At 62.9% G+C, this 19,284-nt stretch carries 11 protein-coding genes; 5 read left to right on the top strand and 6 right to left on the bottom strand.

Annotation, left to right across the window (positions count from 1 at the left end; genetic code table 11):
• The 5 genes from QKE30_RS09610 to clpS form a co-directional block, all read right to left on the bottom strand.
• The coding region (locus QKE30_RS09610) for a G5 domain-containing protein (protein WP_347934675.1) at positions 1 to 5,372 on the bottom strand (5,372 nt) is incomplete at its 3' end.
• A gap of 243 nt (positions 5,373 to 5,615) precedes the next feature.
• Positions 5,616 to 6,473, bottom strand: coding sequence for a glutamate racemase (murI, locus tag QKE30_RS09605; RefSeq protein WP_239201867.1), 858 nt, complete (start codon positions 6,471 to 6,473; stop codon positions 5,616 to 5,618).
• A gap of 15 nt (positions 6,474 to 6,488) precedes the next feature.
• On the bottom strand, positions 6,489 to 7,673 hold the full coding sequence (locus QKE30_RS09600; protein ID WP_347934674.1) for a P1 family peptidase: 1,185 nt from the start codon (positions 7,671 to 7,673) through the stop codon (positions 6,489 to 6,491).
• Entirely contained in the window at positions 7,673 to 8,242 is a 570-nt protein-coding gene (locus QKE30_RS09595) for a DUF2017 domain-containing protein (RefSeq protein WP_005294124.1), read from the bottom strand. Before QKE30_RS09595 ends, QKE30_RS09600 begins: the two co-directional genes overlap by 1 nt.
• A gap of 27 nt (positions 8,243 to 8,269) precedes the next feature.
• Positions 8,270 to 8,575, bottom strand: a complete 306-nt coding sequence (gene clpS, locus QKE30_RS09590) for an ATP-dependent Clp protease adapter ClpS (RefSeq protein ID WP_034975882.1) — start codon at positions 8,573 to 8,575, stop codon at positions 8,270 to 8,272.
• A gap of 63 nt (positions 8,576 to 8,638) precedes the next feature.
• Here clpS and QKE30_RS09585 point away from each other — a divergent pair, with 63 nt between their 5' ends.
• Both QKE30_RS09585 and QKE30_RS09580 read left to right on the top strand, forming a co-directional pair.
• The gene (locus QKE30_RS09585; RefSeq protein WP_297667121.1) at positions 8,639 to 9,991 is read left to right on the top strand and encodes a nicotinate phosphoribosyltransferase; all 1,353 of its coding nucleotides are present in this window, start codon (positions 8,639 to 8,641) and stop codon (positions 9,989 to 9,991) included.
• A 29-nt stretch (positions 9,992 to 10,020) separates the two neighbouring features.
• Complete coding sequence (locus tag QKE30_RS09580; RefSeq protein WP_297667122.1) at positions 10,021 to 12,063, top strand: ATP-dependent DNA helicase; 2,043 nt, start codon at positions 10,021 to 10,023, stop codon at positions 12,061 to 12,063.
• 43 nt (positions 12,064 to 12,106) lie between these two features.
• Here the strand turns inward: QKE30_RS09580 and QKE30_RS09575 are convergent, their stop codons facing one another.
• Positions 12,107 to 13,321, bottom strand: coding sequence for a hypothetical protein (locus QKE30_RS09575; RefSeq protein WP_297667123.1), 1,215 nt, complete (start codon positions 13,319 to 13,321; stop codon positions 12,107 to 12,109).
• A gap of 322 nt (positions 13,322 to 13,643) precedes the next feature.
• Here QKE30_RS09575 and QKE30_RS09570 point away from each other — a divergent pair, with 322 nt between their 5' ends.
• The 3 genes from QKE30_RS09570 to QKE30_RS09560 all read left to right on the top strand — a co-directional run bounded on the left by QKE30_RS09570 (position 13,644) and on the right by QKE30_RS09560 (position 19,184).
• Complete coding sequence (locus QKE30_RS09570; protein ID WP_297667124.1) at positions 13,644 to 15,506, top strand: dynamin family protein; 1,863 nt, start codon at positions 13,644 to 13,646, stop codon at positions 15,504 to 15,506.
• Complete coding sequence (locus QKE30_RS09565) at positions 15,507 to 16,979, top strand: GTPase (RefSeq protein WP_297667125.1); 1,473 nt, start codon at positions 15,507 to 15,509, stop codon at positions 16,977 to 16,979. It abuts the gene before it with no gap.
• An 84-nt stretch (positions 16,980 to 17,063) separates the two neighbouring features.
• Complete coding sequence (locus QKE30_RS09560; RefSeq protein WP_347934673.1) at positions 17,064 to 19,184, top strand: Hsp70 family protein; 2,121 nt, start codon at positions 17,064 to 17,066, stop codon at positions 19,182 to 19,184.
• Positions 19,185 to 19,284: the final 100 nt, after the last annotated feature.

Raw genomic sequence — 19,284 nt, 5'->3', positions numbered from 1 at the left:
TCCTTCGGGTCCTCAGGGTTATTCGGGTTCTCCGGATCCTTCGGGGGCTCACAGTCGCACTTGGTACCAACCTCGATGATGTGCTTGACCGGATCGCTGATGGTCTCCGTAGTCGGGTCGCTCTTGGTGATCTGACCGTTTTCGGAGGTCACCGTAACGGTGTGTTTTACCTCTCCTGGCTTGCCTTCCTGGAGAACCCGGTGCTCGCCGGCCTTCAAGTCCGAGTTCGGGCGAACCTCGATCTCGAACGGAGTGTTCTCGGTCCACTCAACCGTCGTGGAGTCCGTCGCGATCTTCGTACCGATCTTGATGATCTTCTTAACCGGCTCGGTCACGCGCTCGCGCTCGGTCTTGGTGTCCGTGACCTGCGAGTTCACGATGGTTTGGGTCGTGGTGACCTTGTCCTTGCCCGGCTTGCCCTCCTGGACCACCTCGGACGTACCGGCTTCCATAGTGTCGTCGTAGATGACCTCGGTCTCGAACGGCACTGCGACCTCGGACTCAGTGGTGTGAGTGTTCTCGGTCTTGGTGCCGACGCGGATAACCGCGTTTGTCGGTTCCTTAGTGCGCTCAGTGGTCACGGTCGGCTCGCCGGAAGGCTTGCCGTCCACGATCTTCTGGGTGGAGGTGACAACCTCAGTACCCAGCTCGCCCTGCTTAACGACGACCTGCTCACCGGCCTTGAGAGTGTCATCGAAGATGATCGTGGTCTCAAACGGAACCGGCTTTTCAGTCTTGGTTACGACCGAAGACTCCTGAGGATCCTTAGTCGGACCGTACTCGATGATCTGCTCGACCGGTTCGGTGCGAGCCTTGACCTCCGCAACCTGCGCCTCACCGTTGGTGCCGGTGAACGTCGCGGCGTAGGAAGCCTCACCGTTCTTGCCTTCCTGGACAACGTTGATCTCGCCAGGCTTCAGATTCGGGTTCGGACGAAGAGTGGTGCCGAACGGGATCGGCTCAGTCCACTCCACCTTGTCGGTAGCCGTGGCCTGCTTGGTGCCAACGGTGATGACCTCGTCGACAGGCTGCTTCGTGATCTTCTCAGAGATCGTCGGGTCACCCGGCTGCGAGTTAGTGATGTTGCGGGTAATCGTCACCGTCTTTTCACCCGGAACACCCGGAGTGGTCACCTTGGACTCACCAGCAGGCATGTTCGGGTCATACTTCACAACGACCTTGTACGGAGCCTCAGTGGTGAAGGTCTCGGTGTTCGTACCGGTGGTCTTCGTACCGACGCGGATGATCTGCTTGATCGGCTCTTCGGTGCGCTTCGTTTCCACAACCGGGTCGCCAGACGGCTTACCATCCACGAGCTTCTGGGTGGAAGTGACGGTGTCCTCACCGAGTCGACCGACCTGCTTCACTTCCTGCTTGCCCTCTTCGAGAGAGTCGTCGAAGACGATCTCGGTATCGAAAGGAACTGGCTTCTTCACAGTGGTGACAAGCTCATCTTCCCCGAGCGCAGGGCCATACTCGATGATCTCGTTAACCGGGTCCTTGGTCTGCTTCTCCTCAGGGGTGACCGTTGCCTGGTCGCCCTTGGCAGTGAAGTCAGCGGTGTAGGTTTTCTCGCCAGGCACGCCCTTCTGGACGACCTTGATCTCACCCGGCTTCAGCTCCCGGTTCGGACGAGTCTCAACCTCGAACGGAACCTGGGCAGTCCAGGTGACCTTCTCGGATGCCTCAGACGGCTTGGTGCCGACCTTGATGACCTGGTCAACAGGCTGCTTGGTGATTTCCTCACTGATCTGCGGGTCACCCGGCTTGGAGTTGGTGATGTCGCGCTTGATCGTCACCGTCTTCTCGCCAGGAACACCCTCGGTCACAACCTCGGACGTGCCAGCAGACATGTTCGGGTCGAACTCGACCTTCACACCAAACGGAACCTCAGACTTAACGGTCTCAACGTTCTCACCGGTGGTCTTAGTACCGATGCGGATCTTCGCGTTCTTCGGTGCCTTGGTCTGCTCGATGTTGATGGTCGGCTCACCGTCCGGCTTGCCGTCCTTGATCTTCTGGGTGGAGGTGATGGTCTGTTCACCCGGAACGCCCTCTTCGTCGACAACTTGCTCGCCGGACTCGAGGGTGTCGTCGTAGACGTACTCGATCTCGAACGGTACCTCTTGGGTCTTCTTGCTGGTCAGTTCCTGATCAGGGATACCTGGGCCGACCTCGATGATGCGGGGCTGAGGCTTCTTGGTTACCTTCGACTCGCTTACCGAGGCCTGGTCGCCCTTGGAGGTGAACTTAGCCTTGTAGGTCCGCTCGCCGTTCTCGCCTTCCTGGATGACCTTCATCTCGCCCGGCTTCAGGTCAGGGTTCTCGCGAACCTCGGTCGGGTACGGGATCGGGAACGTCCAAGAAACGTCCTTCGCGCTCTCGGCAGGCTTGGTGCCGACGACGACGACCTCGTTGACCGGCTCCTTGGTGCGTTCCCAGGTGCCGTCCTTCTTCATCTTCTCGGCGCCCGGCTCACCCTTGGTCTCAACCTTGTACTCGCCGGCAGGGATGGAGTCGTCGTACTTGTACTCGACCTGGAACGGAACCTCACGCTTCGGGACGTCGATGACGTTCACGGTCGCGGTCGTGTTGTCCTTCGAGCCGTCCTCGTAGGTCACGATGACCGGAACGTCGATTTTGTCGCCCGGTTTCGCGGTCTCCGGTCCGGTCGAGATGACGTTGCCCTTGTCATCCAGGCCGACAATCCAGTCGCCGTTAGCGGTCTTCACCTTGTAGGTCGGGTTGCCGAACTCGTTGTTCTCACCCGTGGCCTCAAGACCCTTGCCCTTCGGATCGATGGTGAACGGCTTGTCCGGATCAAGGTTGATTTCGGCAGGCTTTTCGACGCCAATCGGTGACGTCGCCGTACCACCCGGGTAGACCGTCTGGGACGGTACAACCGGCTCAGACTCCCAGCTGTTGGTCAGCTTGACCACGGTGGTGACCGGTGTCTGGGTGGTCAAACCACCCGGAGCGTTAACGGTCACCGTGATGGTGTTCTTGTCGCCCGGCTTGGCATCAGCCGGCGGGGTGGAGGAAACTTCACCGGTCTTCGGGTTGATGGTGTACTTCCAACCGTTGACTTCCTGAGTAAGAACCGGCTTGCCGTCCTTTCGACCAAAGGAGAACGTGGAGCCATCAGGCGCGTCTTCAACCTGGTGCTTCACTTCCTGGCCAGGAGCGGTGGTCTGGACGTTGTAGTTCGCCTTAATGTCACCCTTTATGACGACGACAGTGCCAACAACAGTCTGAGGCTTCTGTTTGCCTTCAGCGCTGTAGTGAGCTTGGACCGGAACGTTCAGGATGTCGCCTTCCTGCGCACCCTTCGGAATCGTGGTCGTAATCTCACCAGTTTTCTCGTCGACGTAGACGGTCCATGTCTTGCCATCCTTGCTGGTGAGGGTGGTCTGGTTCGTGCCGTCCTCAAAGGTGTAGCGCGTCGGGGCTTCATCGGTCGTGTTGCCGCTCAAACCGCGTTCCGGGATTTCGGGCGTGAGGCTGACGCTCGCGTTCGGCTGACCAGTGACCGTGTCGTAGGTTGGGATCTTGATGTCGACGATCGCCTGGAACTGGGTCTCGATCTCATCCGTGGTCTGGTCCGGGTAGGTTGCCTTCACCTTCGGGGTGATGATCGTGCCCGGTGCGACGGTGTCGTCCGCCTTCGCGGTGACCTTGCCGGTGGCATCGACCGTGACAGTCCAACCTGCCGGCACGGTCGCCGGATCAATCTCGTACTTGGCTGGGTGAACTGCCTTGTGGCCCTTCATGATTGGCTTCAATCCAATCTGAGCAGTGATTTCCTCGTTCACCTTGCCCTTGGACAGACCCGGACGCACCAGGTCAGTGACCTGGGTATTGTTCGGGTCAACAACCACGAACAGCTCAAGCTCATCGGTAGAGCCGTTGGAGTACTCGACGGTGATCTTCGGGCGCGCAAAGCTACCCGGCTTCGGGTTTTCCGGAGCGGTCACGGTGACGTTGTAGTTCTCGTCCATCTCGACGGTCCAGCCGTCGTAGACGTACTTCTCGTCCAGCTCAACCTTGGCCTCGAAGCCGCCGTCACCCTTCTTCTTGGCCAGCTCCTTGATCAGGTCAGGGGTCTGGGTGAAGGTGACCTTCTGCGGCTCGGTAGCAAGCGGGCCGGTAGCGCTATCGACACCGGAGATGATCTTGGCGTCGGTCTTGTCGTACTTCGGGGAGTGGTACTCGGTGTCGTCCAGGGAGAACGCCTTGGAGTCGATGACGTTCGCCTTGTTGTAGCGCGTCAGCGAGTTGGAGCTGTCGAAGGCTCCGTCGTGCCCGATAAATTCATTGTTGCTCTTAGCAGCAGCCTGGAGCTGGTCCACGCTGCGAGGCTTTGCCAGAACGGAGAAGTTCACGTTCTTGTCAGTTGCCAGGTCAGTACCGCGGTACTCAGGCCAGGTGAAGTAGACGTCGCCTGTCGCTTCATCGATACGCAGGTTCTTGGTGCCACCGGAGGCCGCTGGGTCTGTGGTGCCGATGAACTGGCCGTTGCCATCGTAGGCCTCCACAACCATGCGGGACATAGAGTCGTCAGTGCCACCGTTCTGCACAGCAGGAACGTTGATCTTACCGACCTTAGTTTCAGCACCTGCAACGATGACGTGCTTCTCGAAGTTCTCCCACGACACCGTGATCGGGTTACATTCGATGTTCTCGCTCGGCCACGGGTTCACGACGGCCGTAAAGGCTGCGGATTCTCCCCGGGTGGCCCTAGTCTTTGGGTCGGGATTCTCCTGCTTATAGTTGCCCTGCCAGGCATAACGTACCGGGTTCGCGGCAGTGGCCTCAGCGAACTGCTTGACTTTCGCATCGGTCAGTTCCGCGTTGAGGTTCAGGTTTCGCTGAGTCCTAGAAGCAGTAATACCGAGGATTTCGTCGGCCTTGTGCGTGACTACCTTGTTAACAAAGGTCTTACCCGCGTCCGTAGCGGGAATTTGAGCCTTATCGAGGTACGCACCCATGTTGCCTGAATTGGTAAAGCCCCAGTCAGCGAACGTGCGGTCCTTCGAGTTGTCAAAGGCGACGCTCAGGCCCCAGGCTTTCTTGTCGGGGCTCTCCGCAACCGGCTCAGAGGTATACCAGCTGAAACCAGCCTGGCTGCCACTCTGAGTGCTTTCCGAGACAGTACACGAACCGGCCGGCAGGTCGGAGGCCTTCTGAGCATCCTTCTCCACCGCGCCGGACTTGTCGCGGATGCCGCCCGTGAACGTGGCTGCGGTGGCCTCGGGCGCGAAGTCGCTGGGGGCAAAGATGCTGAGTGAGCCCAGCGCGAGGGTGATGGCAGACAGTGCGGCCGCACTCTTACGCACATTCTGCCGTGAAACCTTGTTCTGAGAGGAATTCATTCCTCGGTCCTTCCTGAAAAAGCTTGAGCGCGCCTGCCGTCTGTCAGATTCCCTTTTCTAAGACCCGCAACAGGCCGGGCGCCTACTAAAAGCTGAAAACTCACTAAAATTCGGTTCGATAAGCGAAAAACATCCTAAGAGTACCCCTGTAGCATAGCTGAATAAGCGACTCAGGAACAACCGGGACAATAGTTCTATAATTAGCAAAACCCCTGGGCACCTCACATAAGAGAACCCTAAGCGCTAGCGGACCATCTCCGGGATCTGTGATACCGAACTAATCGCCGGCCCCAGGAACCTCCCAGCCAGCTTCGCGAACCTCTGCGGATCCCCCGTCGACTCGAAGGAAAGGTCCACCGCCCGCCCCGGATCCTCATCCGCCAGCAACCCCTGTTCCGATAGCGTCCTATAAACAGTCTTCGCCGTCTCTTCGGCGCTATTAATCAGCGTGACGTCATCCCCCATCACCAGCTGCACCACCCCGGCCAACAGCGGATAATGCGTGCACCCCAGCACCACTGTATCCACCCCCTCGGCTTTCAACGGCGCCAGATAGTTCTCCGCCAGCCCCATCAGTTGTCGCCCGCTGGTCATGCCGCGCTCCACAAAGGGCACAAACTGCGGACAGGCCTGCGCATACGCCTCGACCCCCGGGATCGCCGCGAAAAGATCCTGGTAGGACCTACTACTCACCGTCGCTTGGGTGCCGATCACACCGATCTTGCCGTTGCGGGTCGCCGCCGCCGCGCGCCGCACCGCAGGCAGGATCACCTCAACCACCGGAATCGAATACCTCTCCCGCGCGTCGCGAATAAACGCCGACGAGGCAGAATTGCACGCCACCACAATCATCTTGCAGCCGCGCTCCGCCAAGGTGTCCGCAATCCCAATCGATAGCTCGCGCACCCGCGCCAGAGGCTTGTCCCCGTATGGAGAGTTAGCCGTGTCCCCGATGTACACCAGGTTCTCGTGCGGTAGCTGGTCCACAATGGCGCGCGCCACCGTCAGCCCGCCCACACCCGAATCGAACACTCCGATCGGTGCGTTATTCGCCTGCGCCGCCTGTACGTTAGTCTCAGCAGCCTCTGCAGCCTCAGCCACGGCTCTCACCCTTCATTATGTCCCTTTCACCACGTCACGCCAGCTCGGCACACCGAAGGCCGATTCCACCGCCAAGACGGCATGCACAATCGCCCGCTCCACTGTGTTAGCCGCGACCGCCGAAAGCAGGCTCATGCCAATGTCATCCACGCCCCTCTCAACTCCAGTAGCCCCCGAGCCGTGCTCACCTGTCGCCAGCGCAAACAGCGTGTCCCCATCCATCGGCATGTGCGCCGGCCGAATCGCCCGTGCGATCCCGTCGTGCCCCGCCAGCGCCAGCCTCTTGGCCTGCGCCTTCGTCAGCGGCGCATCGGTCGCCACCACACCAATCGTCGTGTTGAGCTTCGGCGCCAACATGTCCGCCGTGATCTTCGTACCGAGCAGGTTCTTGCTCTTTAATCTATTGACGCCCTCAGCTTCCACCGGCTCACCATCAACCAGGCCGTCGGCCAGCCCATAGCGGGCAAACTCCCCGTTCAGCTCTGCGGCGAGTCCCCACGGCAGGCCGGTTGCCGGGTCGAAAACCGCACCCTGCGGGTTCACCACAATGCCCACGGCCACAGTCACCCCCGCCAGCGGGGTGCCTTCGAGGAACACGGCGCTGGCCTGCCCAAAGCCACCCTTCAGCGCGCCAGCCGAGGCTCCCAACCCCGCGCCGACGTTGCCGTTCAGCGCCTCCTGCCCTGAGCCCTTCTGCTCCGAAGCGCCCCGCTCAGCCGCGCAGCTTGCCTCGTCTCCAGTCACTGCGTCCAGCGCCGCCGCCGTCGCCGCCGCCCCCGTGGCCGCATCCGGCCGCGAATCCCAGCGCCCCATCAGCAGATCAAAAATCACGGCCCCCGGCACGATCGGCACCAACTTATCCGGGTGCTCCGGACCCAGCACGGGGAAGCCGATCCCCCTACTCTCCAGTTCGGCCATTGCCCCCGTGAGGGCGTCAAGACCAAAAGCAGAACCACCACACAGCCCAATAGCGTGCACGGCCTGCACCGTGTTGTGCGGCGCCAGAAGATCCGTCTCGCGAGTACCCGGCCCGCCACCGCGTACATCCACGCTGGCAGTGGCGGATTTCGGGGCGACGATCATGGTCACGCCCGAATCCCCCGCGCCGTCCTCGCACACCGCGTGCCCCACGCCAATGCCCGCCACGTCCGCCAAAGAATTGGCGGGCCCGGGCTGGCAGCCGAACAACTCTATGCTCATTATTCACCCATCATCGCCGACAAAAGACTGTCCTGGTGGTAGCCCAGCCAGTCCAGGTAGTTCTGCGCCGCCGTCGCTTGATCGGAGTTCTCATCCCCCTCGAGAAGCTCCTTCTTGAACTCCTCGTACTGCGCGGAGTGGTACAGGCGAATGTCGTTAATCGCGCTCAGCCACGGGTGAACCTCGTCCTGCGTCAGCGAAACATTCACCGAACCATTCGGCCCCAGGTAGTCCACCACGAAGCGCAGGTTCGTCAGCTTCGTCTTAATGATGTCCGTCTCGTTCAGCTGACGGGTCAGCGCCGCATCGCCATCGACTTCCTCGTCCCCCTCGCGGAAAAAACTAGGCAGCAACCGAGCCAGCCCCGGATCTTTCGGCGCATCGGCATGCCCGCTGGCCATGCCCGTCATCTCCGCTAACTCATCCTTCGGCGCAGTCCGCGCGCGCTCCATTAGCTTGTCGGAGACAGCCACCGCCGAATCCCCCAACATCTCGCGCTCGAGTGGCTCTAGCTGCGTATTAAAGCGAGTCCCGCGCAGCAAGCTGTTCTTTTTCGTCCACGGCTGCATGTTCGTTCCTTCTTTCTTTATTGACGCCTACCCGTCCGCCCGCTGCATCGTCGCCCATAGCCCGGCGGTCTGCAGCTTCTTTACGTCCCCTTCAACCTTGTCGCGCTCACCCGAGCTCACCACGGCTTTCCCCTCGGTGTGCACCTGCATCATCAGCTCCGTGGCGCGCTTGCGCGAGTAACCCAGGACGGTCTGGAAGACATACGTCACGTAGCTCATCAGGTTCACCGGATCATCCCAACAGATGCACATCCACGGCAGGTTGGGCTCCGTCAGTGTTTCTGGCAGTTTGTCCGCCACAGGGGTAGCGGAGGGAGCGGCTGGGGAAGTCATGCTTTCCAGAATACCCACATCGGCCATCTTCGCTGCCGGGTCCGTCGTCCAGCGTGGACTAGCATGGAGCGGGTGAACGAATACAGCACCCGCAGCAGTACCCACAGCACCCGCTCCTCCGCACTTCTTACGGACAAATACGAACTCACCATGCTCGAGGCAGCGATCCTCGACGGCACTGTCGACCGCTCCTGCACCTTCGAGGTGTTCACCCGCCGCCTGCCCAACGAGCGCCGCTACGGCGTGATCGCCGGCACCGCCCGCGTGCTGCAGGCCGTGCGCGACTTCGTGTTCACCGACCAGCAGCTGGATCGCATCGACTTCCTGCGGGAAGAAACCCTGGAATACCTGCGCAACTTCCGCTTCTCCGGGCAAATCGACGGCTACCGCGAAGGCGAGCTGTACTTCCCCCACTCCCCCGTCCTGACGGTCCGGGGCACCTTCGGCGAATGCGTGATCCTAGAGACGGTGATCCTCTCCATCCTGAACATGGACTCCGCCGTGGCCAGCGCCGCCGCCCGCATGGTCACCGCCGCAGGTGACCGTCCCATCGTCGACATGGGCGCACGCCGCACCCACGAATACGCCGCCGTCACCTCCGCCCGCGCCGCCTACCTGGCCGGGTTCGTCGCCACCTCCAATATGGAAGCCGCCCAGCGGTACGGCATCCCGGCCTCCGGCACCGCAGCCCACGCCTGGACCCTGCTGCACACTCGTCCGGATGGCACCCCCGACGAGCTCGCAGCCTTCAAGGCGCAGATCGCCGCCCTGGGAACGGACACCACCCTGCTGGTGGATACCTACGACATCACTCAGGGCGTAGAAAACGCCGTTGCCGCCGGTGGCACGGAACTGGGAGCCGTGCGCATCGACTCCGGCGATTTGGGCGTGCTGACCCGCCGTGTGCGCGACCAGCTGGATTCCCTGGGCGCAACAAACACCAAGATCGTAGTCTCTTCCGATATGGACGAATTCTCCATCGCCGCCCTGCGCAGCGAACCGGTGGATTCCTTCGGCGTGGGCACCTCGGTCGTTACCGGCTCTGGAGCGCCCACCGCGGGGCTGGTCTACAAGCTCGTGGAGGTAGATGGTGTGCCCGTCGCCAAGCGCTCCCGTGGCAAGGCCAGCCTCGGCGGGGCGAAGGATGCCGCCCGCTTTAGCCGCCCCTCCGGCACGGCCGTCGAGGAAGTCACCTTCCCCTTGGGTGCGGAACTGCCCCAGGCCGAAGGGCTGAAAAGCACCCAGCTGACCATCCCCATGGTGCGCGACGGCGAGCTCGTGGACGGCCTGCCCACCCTCGAGGAATCTCGCGAGCACTGCGCCAAGCAGCTAGTTTGCCTGCCCTGGGAAGGCCTGGCTCTCACCCGCGACGAGCCCGCCCTGCAGGTTCGCCACATCCGCAATATCAAGGCCTAGAAGTTTCGCAAAGGTCCACCCAGTTTCGTATGAGCTCCAACGTCCTCGACCTCCTCAGCCTCGCCGTCACCGACCTCGGCGGTGCCCCGCGCCCGGGCCAGCAGAAGATGGCCAAGGCCGTGGCCGAGGCTATCGAAAAGGAACACCACCTGGCCGTCCAGGCCGGCACCGGCACGGGTAAGTCCCTGGCCTACCTGATCCCCAGCATCGCCGCGGCCATGGATTCCGACTACCCCGTCATCGTCTCCACCGCAACGATTGCCCTGCAGCGCCAGCTGGTAGAGCGCGACCTGCCACGCCTGGCCAAGGCACTCGAGCCGGAGCTGCCCCGCCCCCTCGAGTTCGCCATCCAAAAAGGCCGCGGCAACTACGTCTGCCTGAACAAGGTGAATAACGCGCAGACCGACAGCGGCGTGGATGAGGCCGAAGAGTCCCTCCTGGACCCCTCCCAGCTCTCCGCCACTGGCGCCCAGGTAGCCCGCCTGCACGAATGGGCCGGCGAAACCGAGGACGGCGACCGCGATAACCTCCCCCAGGGCGTCAGCGATCGCGCGTGGCGCCAGGTCAGCGTGTCCTCCCGCGAGTGCCTCGGTGCTACCCGCTGCCCCTTCGGCGAGCAGTGCTTCGCCGAGCGCGCCCGCGCCCACGCCGCAGACGCCGACGTTGTCGTCACCAACCATGCCCTGCTCGCCATCGATGCTCTTGTGGACGCCCCAGTTTTGCCGGAGCACGACACAGTGATCGTAGACGAGGCCCACGAGCTGGAGGATCGCATTACCTCCGTCGCCACCGCCGAACTATCCCCCACCGCCATTGCGGTGCTGGCCAAACGCGCCGCGAAGCTGGCCGTCTCCGGCGCCGACGCTGCCGGGGACGAGCTGGCCGAAGCAGGCGACAGGTGGACGGAGGCGTTAAAGGCGGAGGCGGCGGCGTCCAGAAACAACGACCGCTTCGGCACCGGCATCGAAGGGCGCTGGACCGGCGTGCCCGAGGCACTGCAGGTGCCGCTCGCGGCTCTAAGGGACGCAGCGTGGAAGACGAACCGGCAGGTCAGCGGCATCCCCGCCTCCGAGTTTGCCAATGATTCGAAGAAGGCCGCCGAACGCCTGTCGGTGATCGTGGCCACCGAGGAGCTTAACGATACGTGTGTGCGCATCCTCAACGCTTCGCGCGTGGGCGAGGGCACCAGCGCGGATGCCGAGGATCTGCTCGGCGAGGACGTCATCTGGTACACCGCAGACTCCGGTCCGCGCGCACCGAAGCACGTGGTGCGGGTCGCCCCCTTGAGCGTTGCCGACCTGTTGCGCCAGCGCCTTTTCGGCCGGAACACGGTGATCCTGACCTCGGCGACGCTGGCGCTGGGCGGCAAGTTCACCGCTATGCTCAGCCGCTGGGGGCTGCCGAAGGACACCCCCACGCTGGATGCCGGCACGCCCTTCGACGCGCGCACCCACGGCATTCTCTACGTCGCCCGACACCTGCCCCCGCCCGGGCGGGATCGCGCCAGCGACGCCTCCGTGGACGAAACCGCCCGGCTGATCAACGCCGCCGGCGGGCGCACCCTGGGGCTTTTCAGCTCCCGGCGCGCGGCCGAGGACATGGCTGAGCAGCTACGCACCGTGGTGCCCTACGAGATCCTGCTGCAGGGCGAAGATTCCATGTCCACGCTGGTGGAGAAGTTCCGCAAGAACCAGTCCGCCTGCCTTTTCGGCACGCTCGGGCTGTGGCAAGGCGTGGACGTGCCCGGCAAGTCGCTTTCGCTGGTGATCATCGACCGCATCCCCTTCCCGCGCCCGGACGATCCGCTGCAGCAAGCCCGGCAGGAGGCCGCCGACCAGCGCGGCGGCAGCGGGTTCATGGAGGTGGCGGCGAACCATGCGGCGCTGCTGATGGCTCAGGGCGCGGGCCGCCTGCTGCGTTCCGTGGACGACCGGGGCGTGGTGGCGGTGCTGGATCAGCGGCTGGCCACGAAGCGCTACGGCAGCTACATCCGCCGCTCGATGCCGGACTTCTGGTACACGGAAAATGGCGACACAGTGCGGGGTGCACTGCGTCGCCTGGTTGAAGCTTAGGGCCGGGGGCTAGGCCCGGACCTGAGGCCCGGGGGCTGGGGTCTTAAGCCAGGTCCGCGCCGTCGTTGCCAGCGGCTGCGCTGTCGCCAGCGCCGCCCAGCAGGTCGTCGAAGGTCGGGGCGATGTCCTCGGTGTAGGTTTCCTCGGCGGACTCGTACACGCCGTCGCCGTCATGGTCGTACACCTTGGTGTCGCCGATGCCGTCGAAGTCGGTATCCAGCAGGGCCTCGTCGGTGAAGCCATCGCCGTCGGTGTCCACGTGGCGCTCGTCGACCTGGCCATCACCGTCGGTGTCCACGAACACGGTGTCCGTCTGATCGTTGCCGGTGGTGTCGATCTCAAGTGCGTCGATCTGGCCGTCGTTGTTGGTGTCATAAGCGACACCGTCTGCCAGGCCGTCGCCGTCCAAGTCCACGTACTCGCCGCCGTTCGGGGCTGTGCTATCCGCACCGGCGGACTTCAGGTCAGTGTCTGCGCCGCCCTGCGGGGCAGCCTCTTCTGCCGGGGCCTTTGCCTTGTCCTCAGCGGGCTTGTCCTCCGCCGGAGCCTCAGCCGCCGGGGCTGCAGCAGCCGGAGCGTCACCCTGCGGGGCTGCATCCTGCGGGGCTGCAGTCTGGGTCTGGGAGCCCCAGATGCCCTCGCCTACCGCCTGCTGTGCCGCGGACGGCGGAACCTCGCCGCTGGTGCCGTCCACGATGCCGTTGCCGTCGTGGTCGAACTCGGAGTAGTCAGAGATTCCATCGCCATCAGTGTCGTAAGCAACGCTGTCCACCTTGCCGTCGCCATCGAAGTCGTAAGCGGTCACGTCGTAGTTGCCGTCGCCGTTGGAGTCGATCTTCACGTTGTCGGTCACACCGTCGCCGTCGTAGTCGGTGGCCTTGGTGTCCAGCTTGCCGTCGTTGGTGGTGTCTACCGACATGTTGTCGATCACGCCGTCGCCGTCGATGTCCTCGTAGACCGTGTCGACAATGCCGTCCTGGTCGTAGTCCATCTCCGCGCGGTCGGTCACGCCGTCGCCGTCCTTGTCGTAGACCGTGCCGTCCGGACGTCCGTCGCCGGTGATGTCCACCTGGTAAGCGTCTGCCTTGCCGTCGCCGTTGGTGTCCTGCGCGCCGACGATGTTGCCCTGGACCATGTTGCCGTCTGCGTCCAGTACCTCCCAGCGGCCCAGGGAGTGATCCGGGGCGCCTGCGTTGTCGTTGGTGGTGAGGCCGTTGTTGTTAGCGTTGTTTCCGTTGTTCAGGTTCTCGTTGGACATTGTGTGCTCCTTTTCAGTGTTCTTCCTAGTATCCTTCAGGCTCTTCCTGGCTGCCTGTCAGTTATTGAATGCCCCTCCCCGACAAGTTGTTCCTTGGGGGTATTTATTATTGACGCCCCCTCGCCCCAGAACCCGCAAAATCCCTAGTAGAAGACATTTCCGCCACTTGAACCCTGAAAGCAGTTCCGGGGGTGAAAGCATGCATAGTGCTTAAGCTAAACTCCCGGAAAGTCCATTTATCGGCATACTAGAATGGCGTTCTCGCACTACCGTGCGCTACCCGCGCACTAACCGGACACTACAAAGAAAGGCGATACACACCGTGACCCCCACCCCAAACGCTTCGGGCCGATCCCCCCAGGCCAGCGTCGAACGCGGGGCCACCATCGCCAGGAAATACAAGATGCACGATGCCGCGGATCGCGTGCAGAACCTCGTGAATGCGAAGTACCGCACCTCCGCCGTAGTCATCATCGGCGAAGTCAAACGCGGCAAGTCCTCCCTCGTCAACGCTCTCGTTGGTCGGCGCGACTTGCTGCCGGTGGACGTCATCACCGCCACTAGCGCCCCCATCCGTATCCACACGGAGCCAGATCAAGACCCGGACCAGCCAGTGCTGGCGCGTCTGGTGCGGGGCACGGAGTACGACCCGATCGAACCCGAGGACCTTAAGAACTGGGTCACCCAAGAAGCTGTGGATGCCATCAACCGGGCACCGAAAGACAGTAAGGAAGTGGCTTCCCTACCCAGCGCCGCCGAACTGCTGGTTCCCTACTCCGGCATGGGGAAAGTGACCCTCGTCGACACTCCGGGCGTGGGCGGCCTGGACGAACACGCAGTGGCGGCCTCCCTGGCGGAAGCTCGCAATGCCGGCGTGCTGCTTATGGTCTGCGACGCCTCCACCCCAATCACCGCCCCGGAGATGGACATTCTCCGCCGCGCGCGCGAGCAGGTCGGCAGCGTGATCGTGGCCGTCACCAAAACTGATAAAAATGTGCGCCGCTGGCGCTCCATCGTTGCCGACGACCAGCGCCTCATCGCAGAGCACCTAAGCCTGGACATCCCGGTCATTGGAGTGTCCTCGTTGCGGGCTTTGGACGCGGCGGAATCGGCGTCACCAGAAAAAAGAGCACAGATCGAGCAACGATGCGGCATCGCCGAGCTGCGCCAGCAGATCATCGACCACGTGAACTCGCCGGGCAACCTCGGCACGGTGACCGCGCTCGAGATCACCAAGTCGACGATGCACACCATCACCACGGACATCGAGCGCGACATCAAGCTCTACGACAAAACCAGCGATGCAGTCGGCGAACTCGAAGCGGAAAAGCGCAAGCTCGAGGCGTTCCGCGATGCCACCAGCGAGTGGGAACAGCTGTTCATGCGCGACATCCAGCTGAGCCGCAACAAGGTCTCCGCGGCAATGGACGAGGCGTTGACGGACGTAAAGACGCGCTGGACCAACCGTGTGAACGCCGAAGGCATGCGCGTGCTGCGCAGCAAGCCGCAGGTATTCACCAGCCAGATCGAGATTGAACTGCGGCAGATCATGGAGCAGATGGTGATGGCGATGGTCAGCGAAGTGACCGCCCGTGCCGCCCAGCTCTTCCAGGGGCGCCAGGACATGGTGGACCAGGTGCAGCAACAGATCTTCGCAGCACTGGCCCCGCCGAGTTCCCTCAGCCACGACGTGGAGAAGAAAACCACCGGCCTGGTGGATCCGTCGATGCTGACGATGGGCATCGTCGGCGCGGGCGCCCTGACAGTGGTGATCCCCTTCGCCCCCGTGGCCGCAGCGGCCTGGATCGGGGTGAATATGGGCTACCGGGCTATGCGCAACGGCAAGCAACACCTACTTATCTGGCTCCGCGAGACCATTGCGACGACCCGCACCTCTATCAACCGCATGATCGACATTGCGATCACCACCGGTAGGACGGAGATCCTGCTGCGCCACCGCTCCGCGATCCGCCAGGAGCAGCGCAACCTGCAGTCCAAGATCGAATCCGCACAGAAAATCGCCCGCGAATCCGAGGCCCAGCGCAAACAGACCGTCAGCAGGCTGAAGAAGAACCTGGAGATCGTGAATCAGACCATCGAAGAGCTAGATGGGCACCTGGCGGCGCTAAAGCGCACCCGGCGCGGGGCGGCGAGCATGGCGGAACACGCGAAGGCGGGGATGTAAATGGAGCAGGGAAATCAGATCCAATCGGCCTCGGCGCATTTGAGCCAGCGCGTCTCTGACCTAACTCTGCTGCTCACGCAGGCCGTCGACGCTTTGGCTGGCGGTTCGCCGGACCTGGCGCGGCACGCCGAACAGCTGCGCCTGATGGTCACCCGCCCGCCGCGCGTGGCTGTGGTCGGCCGCCTGAAATCCGGAAAGTCCACGCTGGTCAACGCGCTGACGGAGAACCTCATTGCCGCTACCGGCGCCCTGGAGTGCACCATGGCGGTGAGCATGTACCACAACGGTGCGCCCGCCCGCGCCGAGATCCACACCACCGACGGGCAGGTCATCCGCGTGCCGCTGAACAACGGCCCGCTGAACAACCTGACCGTACCGGTGAACCAGGTGGACTTCGTGGACCAGTTCCTGCCCAACCGGCGCCTGCAGGAGCTCACTCTGATCGACACCCCCGGCACCGCCACCCTGACCGTCGAGAACGAGGAGCGCACCCGCCGCGTACTCGTCGACGGACAAAAGGACACGCGCCGCGCCAGCGGTTGGGCCGACTGCCTTGTCTTCCTGTCGGACTCTGCCCCGCGCGAGGACGAGAAGCGGTTCCTCTCCCAATTGGGAATGACGCCCCTAAATACCGTCGGCATCCTTTCCAGAGCGGACTCTTTCGGCTCCGGCGCGTTCGGCCCCATCGATCCGCTGCAGCATGCTCGCCAGCACGCCGATAGCATCCAGAAGCGACTGATGAGCACGTTGCAGCGCACCATTCCACTCTCCGGCTTGATGGCCGAATCCGCCCTGACGGGCAAGGTCACCGGCGAGGTGGCCCGCAACTTGAGCGCGCTGGCGCAACTGGACCGCGAAGGCCTGCTGGACCTGCTGGAAGCGGAGGACCCGCGGGAGGTCGTGCCGGAGTGCAGCGCCAGCATCCGCGACGACCTGCTGGACGTGATGGGCGAGTACGGCGTTTTCGCCGGGCGCCGTATCGCCGCCGAGGGCGGGGCGCCGGCGCTGGTCAAGTGGATGGTGGAGACCTCCGGGGTCTCGGAGCTGGTGCACCTGCTGACTGGCGACATCACCTACTTCGCCGTGCTGCAGCGCGCCGCCCGAATGCTGGACGTGCTGGACGACCTGGCCTCCAACCACCCGGACCTGCAGCACGTGCGCTGGGTGCAGTCGGTGACGCTGGCGCAGCCGGGCATGCACTTTGTGATGCTGTACCGCAGCTACCGCAATACTTACGCCTCCACCCCGGATTCGCGCCTGCTGCCGCTGCTGCGCTCCGCCGTGACGGCCGGGCACCCGGCAGAGACCGTGAACCTGCCGCGCGAAACTCCGGTGGAACAGGTCCGCCAGGCGCTGGAGGAAAAGATCGCCGAGATGCAGCAAATGTCGATGTCCCCGCTGTCCGCGGCGGAGGATGAGGCTCGCGAGCGCCTGTTGGGCTCTTTCCAATCAGCTCTACAAGCAACGCACTAAAGGCCAACCGAGGCGCTAAAGTGTAAGCTACTTATGCCTTAAACGCTTTTAAACCCTTAAGTTTTGTCAGGAGCTGTACTTTAAATGACTAACGCATGGCATCTGGCGGTCGACTTCGGTACTTCGAATACGGCTGCCGCTCACCAGAGCCCCATGGGTAGGGAGATCTCCGCCCTTGCGTTGACACACCGCTCCAACATCATGCCCTCGGCCGTGTTCCTGGATAATCCGCACGGCGCACACGCAGCTGCCGATGAAGAGCCCACGTTGCTCAACGGCGATTCCGCCTTGGCACGCGGCCGCCGCGATCCCTTCCGGCTGCTGCTGAGCCCGAAGCGCTACATCGACCACGACGAAGTGCAGCTGGCTGGCCGCAACCTGCCGCTGACGAAGGTCGTCGGCTCCGTGATCGCCACCGTGCTGCGCTCCGGCAAGGCACAGCACGCCAACCAGGATCCCGAGACCGTGACGCTGACTCACCCCGAGGCGTGGTCGGCGCACTCCGTGGAGCAGCTGAAGCGCAGTGCCGTCGCCGCAGGCGTGCCGGAGCAGAACCTACGTGTACTGTCCGAGCCACGTGCTGCTGCTATCCACTACGCTTCCCAACAATCCGTCCAGTCCGGGGGCCACGTGGCGGTGTTCGACTTCGGTGGCGGCACCCTGGATATCGCAGTGCTGCGTGCAAAGGGAGACGGCAACTTTGAGGTCGTGGCCGCCAAGGGCGATAATAGCCTGGGTGGGCGCACCATCGATAACTTGCTGTACCGCTGGGTTTTGGATCAGCTGGAGCACGACGATCCCGACCTGGCCGATTACGTTCGCTCTGCGCCCATCACCACGGTGCACGCGCTGGAATCCAGCATTCGGGAGGCCAAAGAAATCCTGTCGGATACGTCTTCGGCCACTATCAGCGTCTCCACTCCCCACGGAGAAACCGACCTTCTGATCACCCGCGATGAGTTCAATAACGTTATTGAGCAGTCGATCATGCGCGGAGTTGAGCTGACCCGCGCGGCGCTGACGCAGGCGGGCGTCGATTCCACAAAGACCCCGATCTACATGACCGGCGGATCGTCGCGCATTCCGTTCGTGCAGGACCGACTGGGTGAGGTCGGCACCGTCATGACGCTCGACGACCCGAAGACTGTGGTGAGCCGCGGTGCGCTGGCCGCAACTCTGCGCGGATTCACTGGTGGTGTGAATGGCGCACAGGGGGCAAGCTTTCGCCCTAGTAATACAGGTTCCAGCAGCGCTGGCGCCACTGGACTGGCTGGCGCCGTCGGCGCTGGTCTGGGCGCCGGGGCAGCCTCCGCTGCAAGCCGTTCCGGCCAGTCTGGTCAGTCCGGCCCGGCGACCCCACCCGGTATGCCGCGTGCGGGTCAAGGGCAGAGTCAGAGCCCAAGCCAGGGCCAGAACCAGGGATCGCAGTCCTACAACACTTCCCCGCAGACCGCTGCCTTCGTGCCCAGCTCGACCAACGCATACGGCGCCAGCAACTTCGCCAGCGCTCACGCAACGAGCTCCTCGAAGCCGAAGAAGTCCAACACCCCCGTGATCATCACGGCATGCGTAGCCATCCTGGCAGTCGTGATAGCCATCGGCTTCGTCGCACTGAACGGCGGCGATGACAACGGTGGCGGCAACGGCGGTGGCGGCGGCGACGGCGACGGCGGCAACCCGCCGTTCACCGAAGCTAGCCCCTACAGCCCGTCGCGGGAACCGTACGAGTCGGATATGTACAAGCCCCTGGCCTCCCTGATCCCGGAAGTCAAGGACTACACTCCAACGAACTTCTACAACCGCATCGATAGCTGTAGCACCAGGCTGGACAAGGCAAGCTTCGCAGGCGCGGCCTACGACGGCATGGATATCGACATGTACTCCTGCCTGCCCAGCCGCGACTCCCTCGAGGACCACAAGGATGAGTTCCTCTACAACAACTTCCGTTACACGCTGTCCGGAGACGACGCGCAGAAGGTCTATGACCACGGAAAGAACTCCGATGTAAAGGGCCAGACCCTCCAGGAGGCCGGCAACGGATGGCCGGAGATTACCTTCTACCCCAGCGCCAAATTCTCCAGCCCGAATGTCACGGTGTGGTACCCCGACGAAAAGCTGGTCGTGCTGTCCAACGGCAAGGCTGAGGACACCAAGGAAGACGCAATCGAGATGCTAAAGTTCTACAACCTGATGCCGCAGGACTAACCATCACTTCAGTGTTTTAAGGCACAAGTTAGAACCCCACGCACCGAGCGGAGATCGAGCTGCTCGATGTTGTGGGGCTCTTTGCTGTGGGGCGGGTCCC

The organism is Corynebacterium sp. c24Ua_83, from assembly GCF_039907245.1.
Taxonomy (GTDB): Bacteria; Actinomycetota; Actinomycetes; order Mycobacteriales; family Mycobacteriaceae; genus Corynebacterium.
The sequence above is the reverse complement of the archived record's forward strand: the minus strand, read 5'-3'. Positions and strand labels throughout refer to the sequence as shown.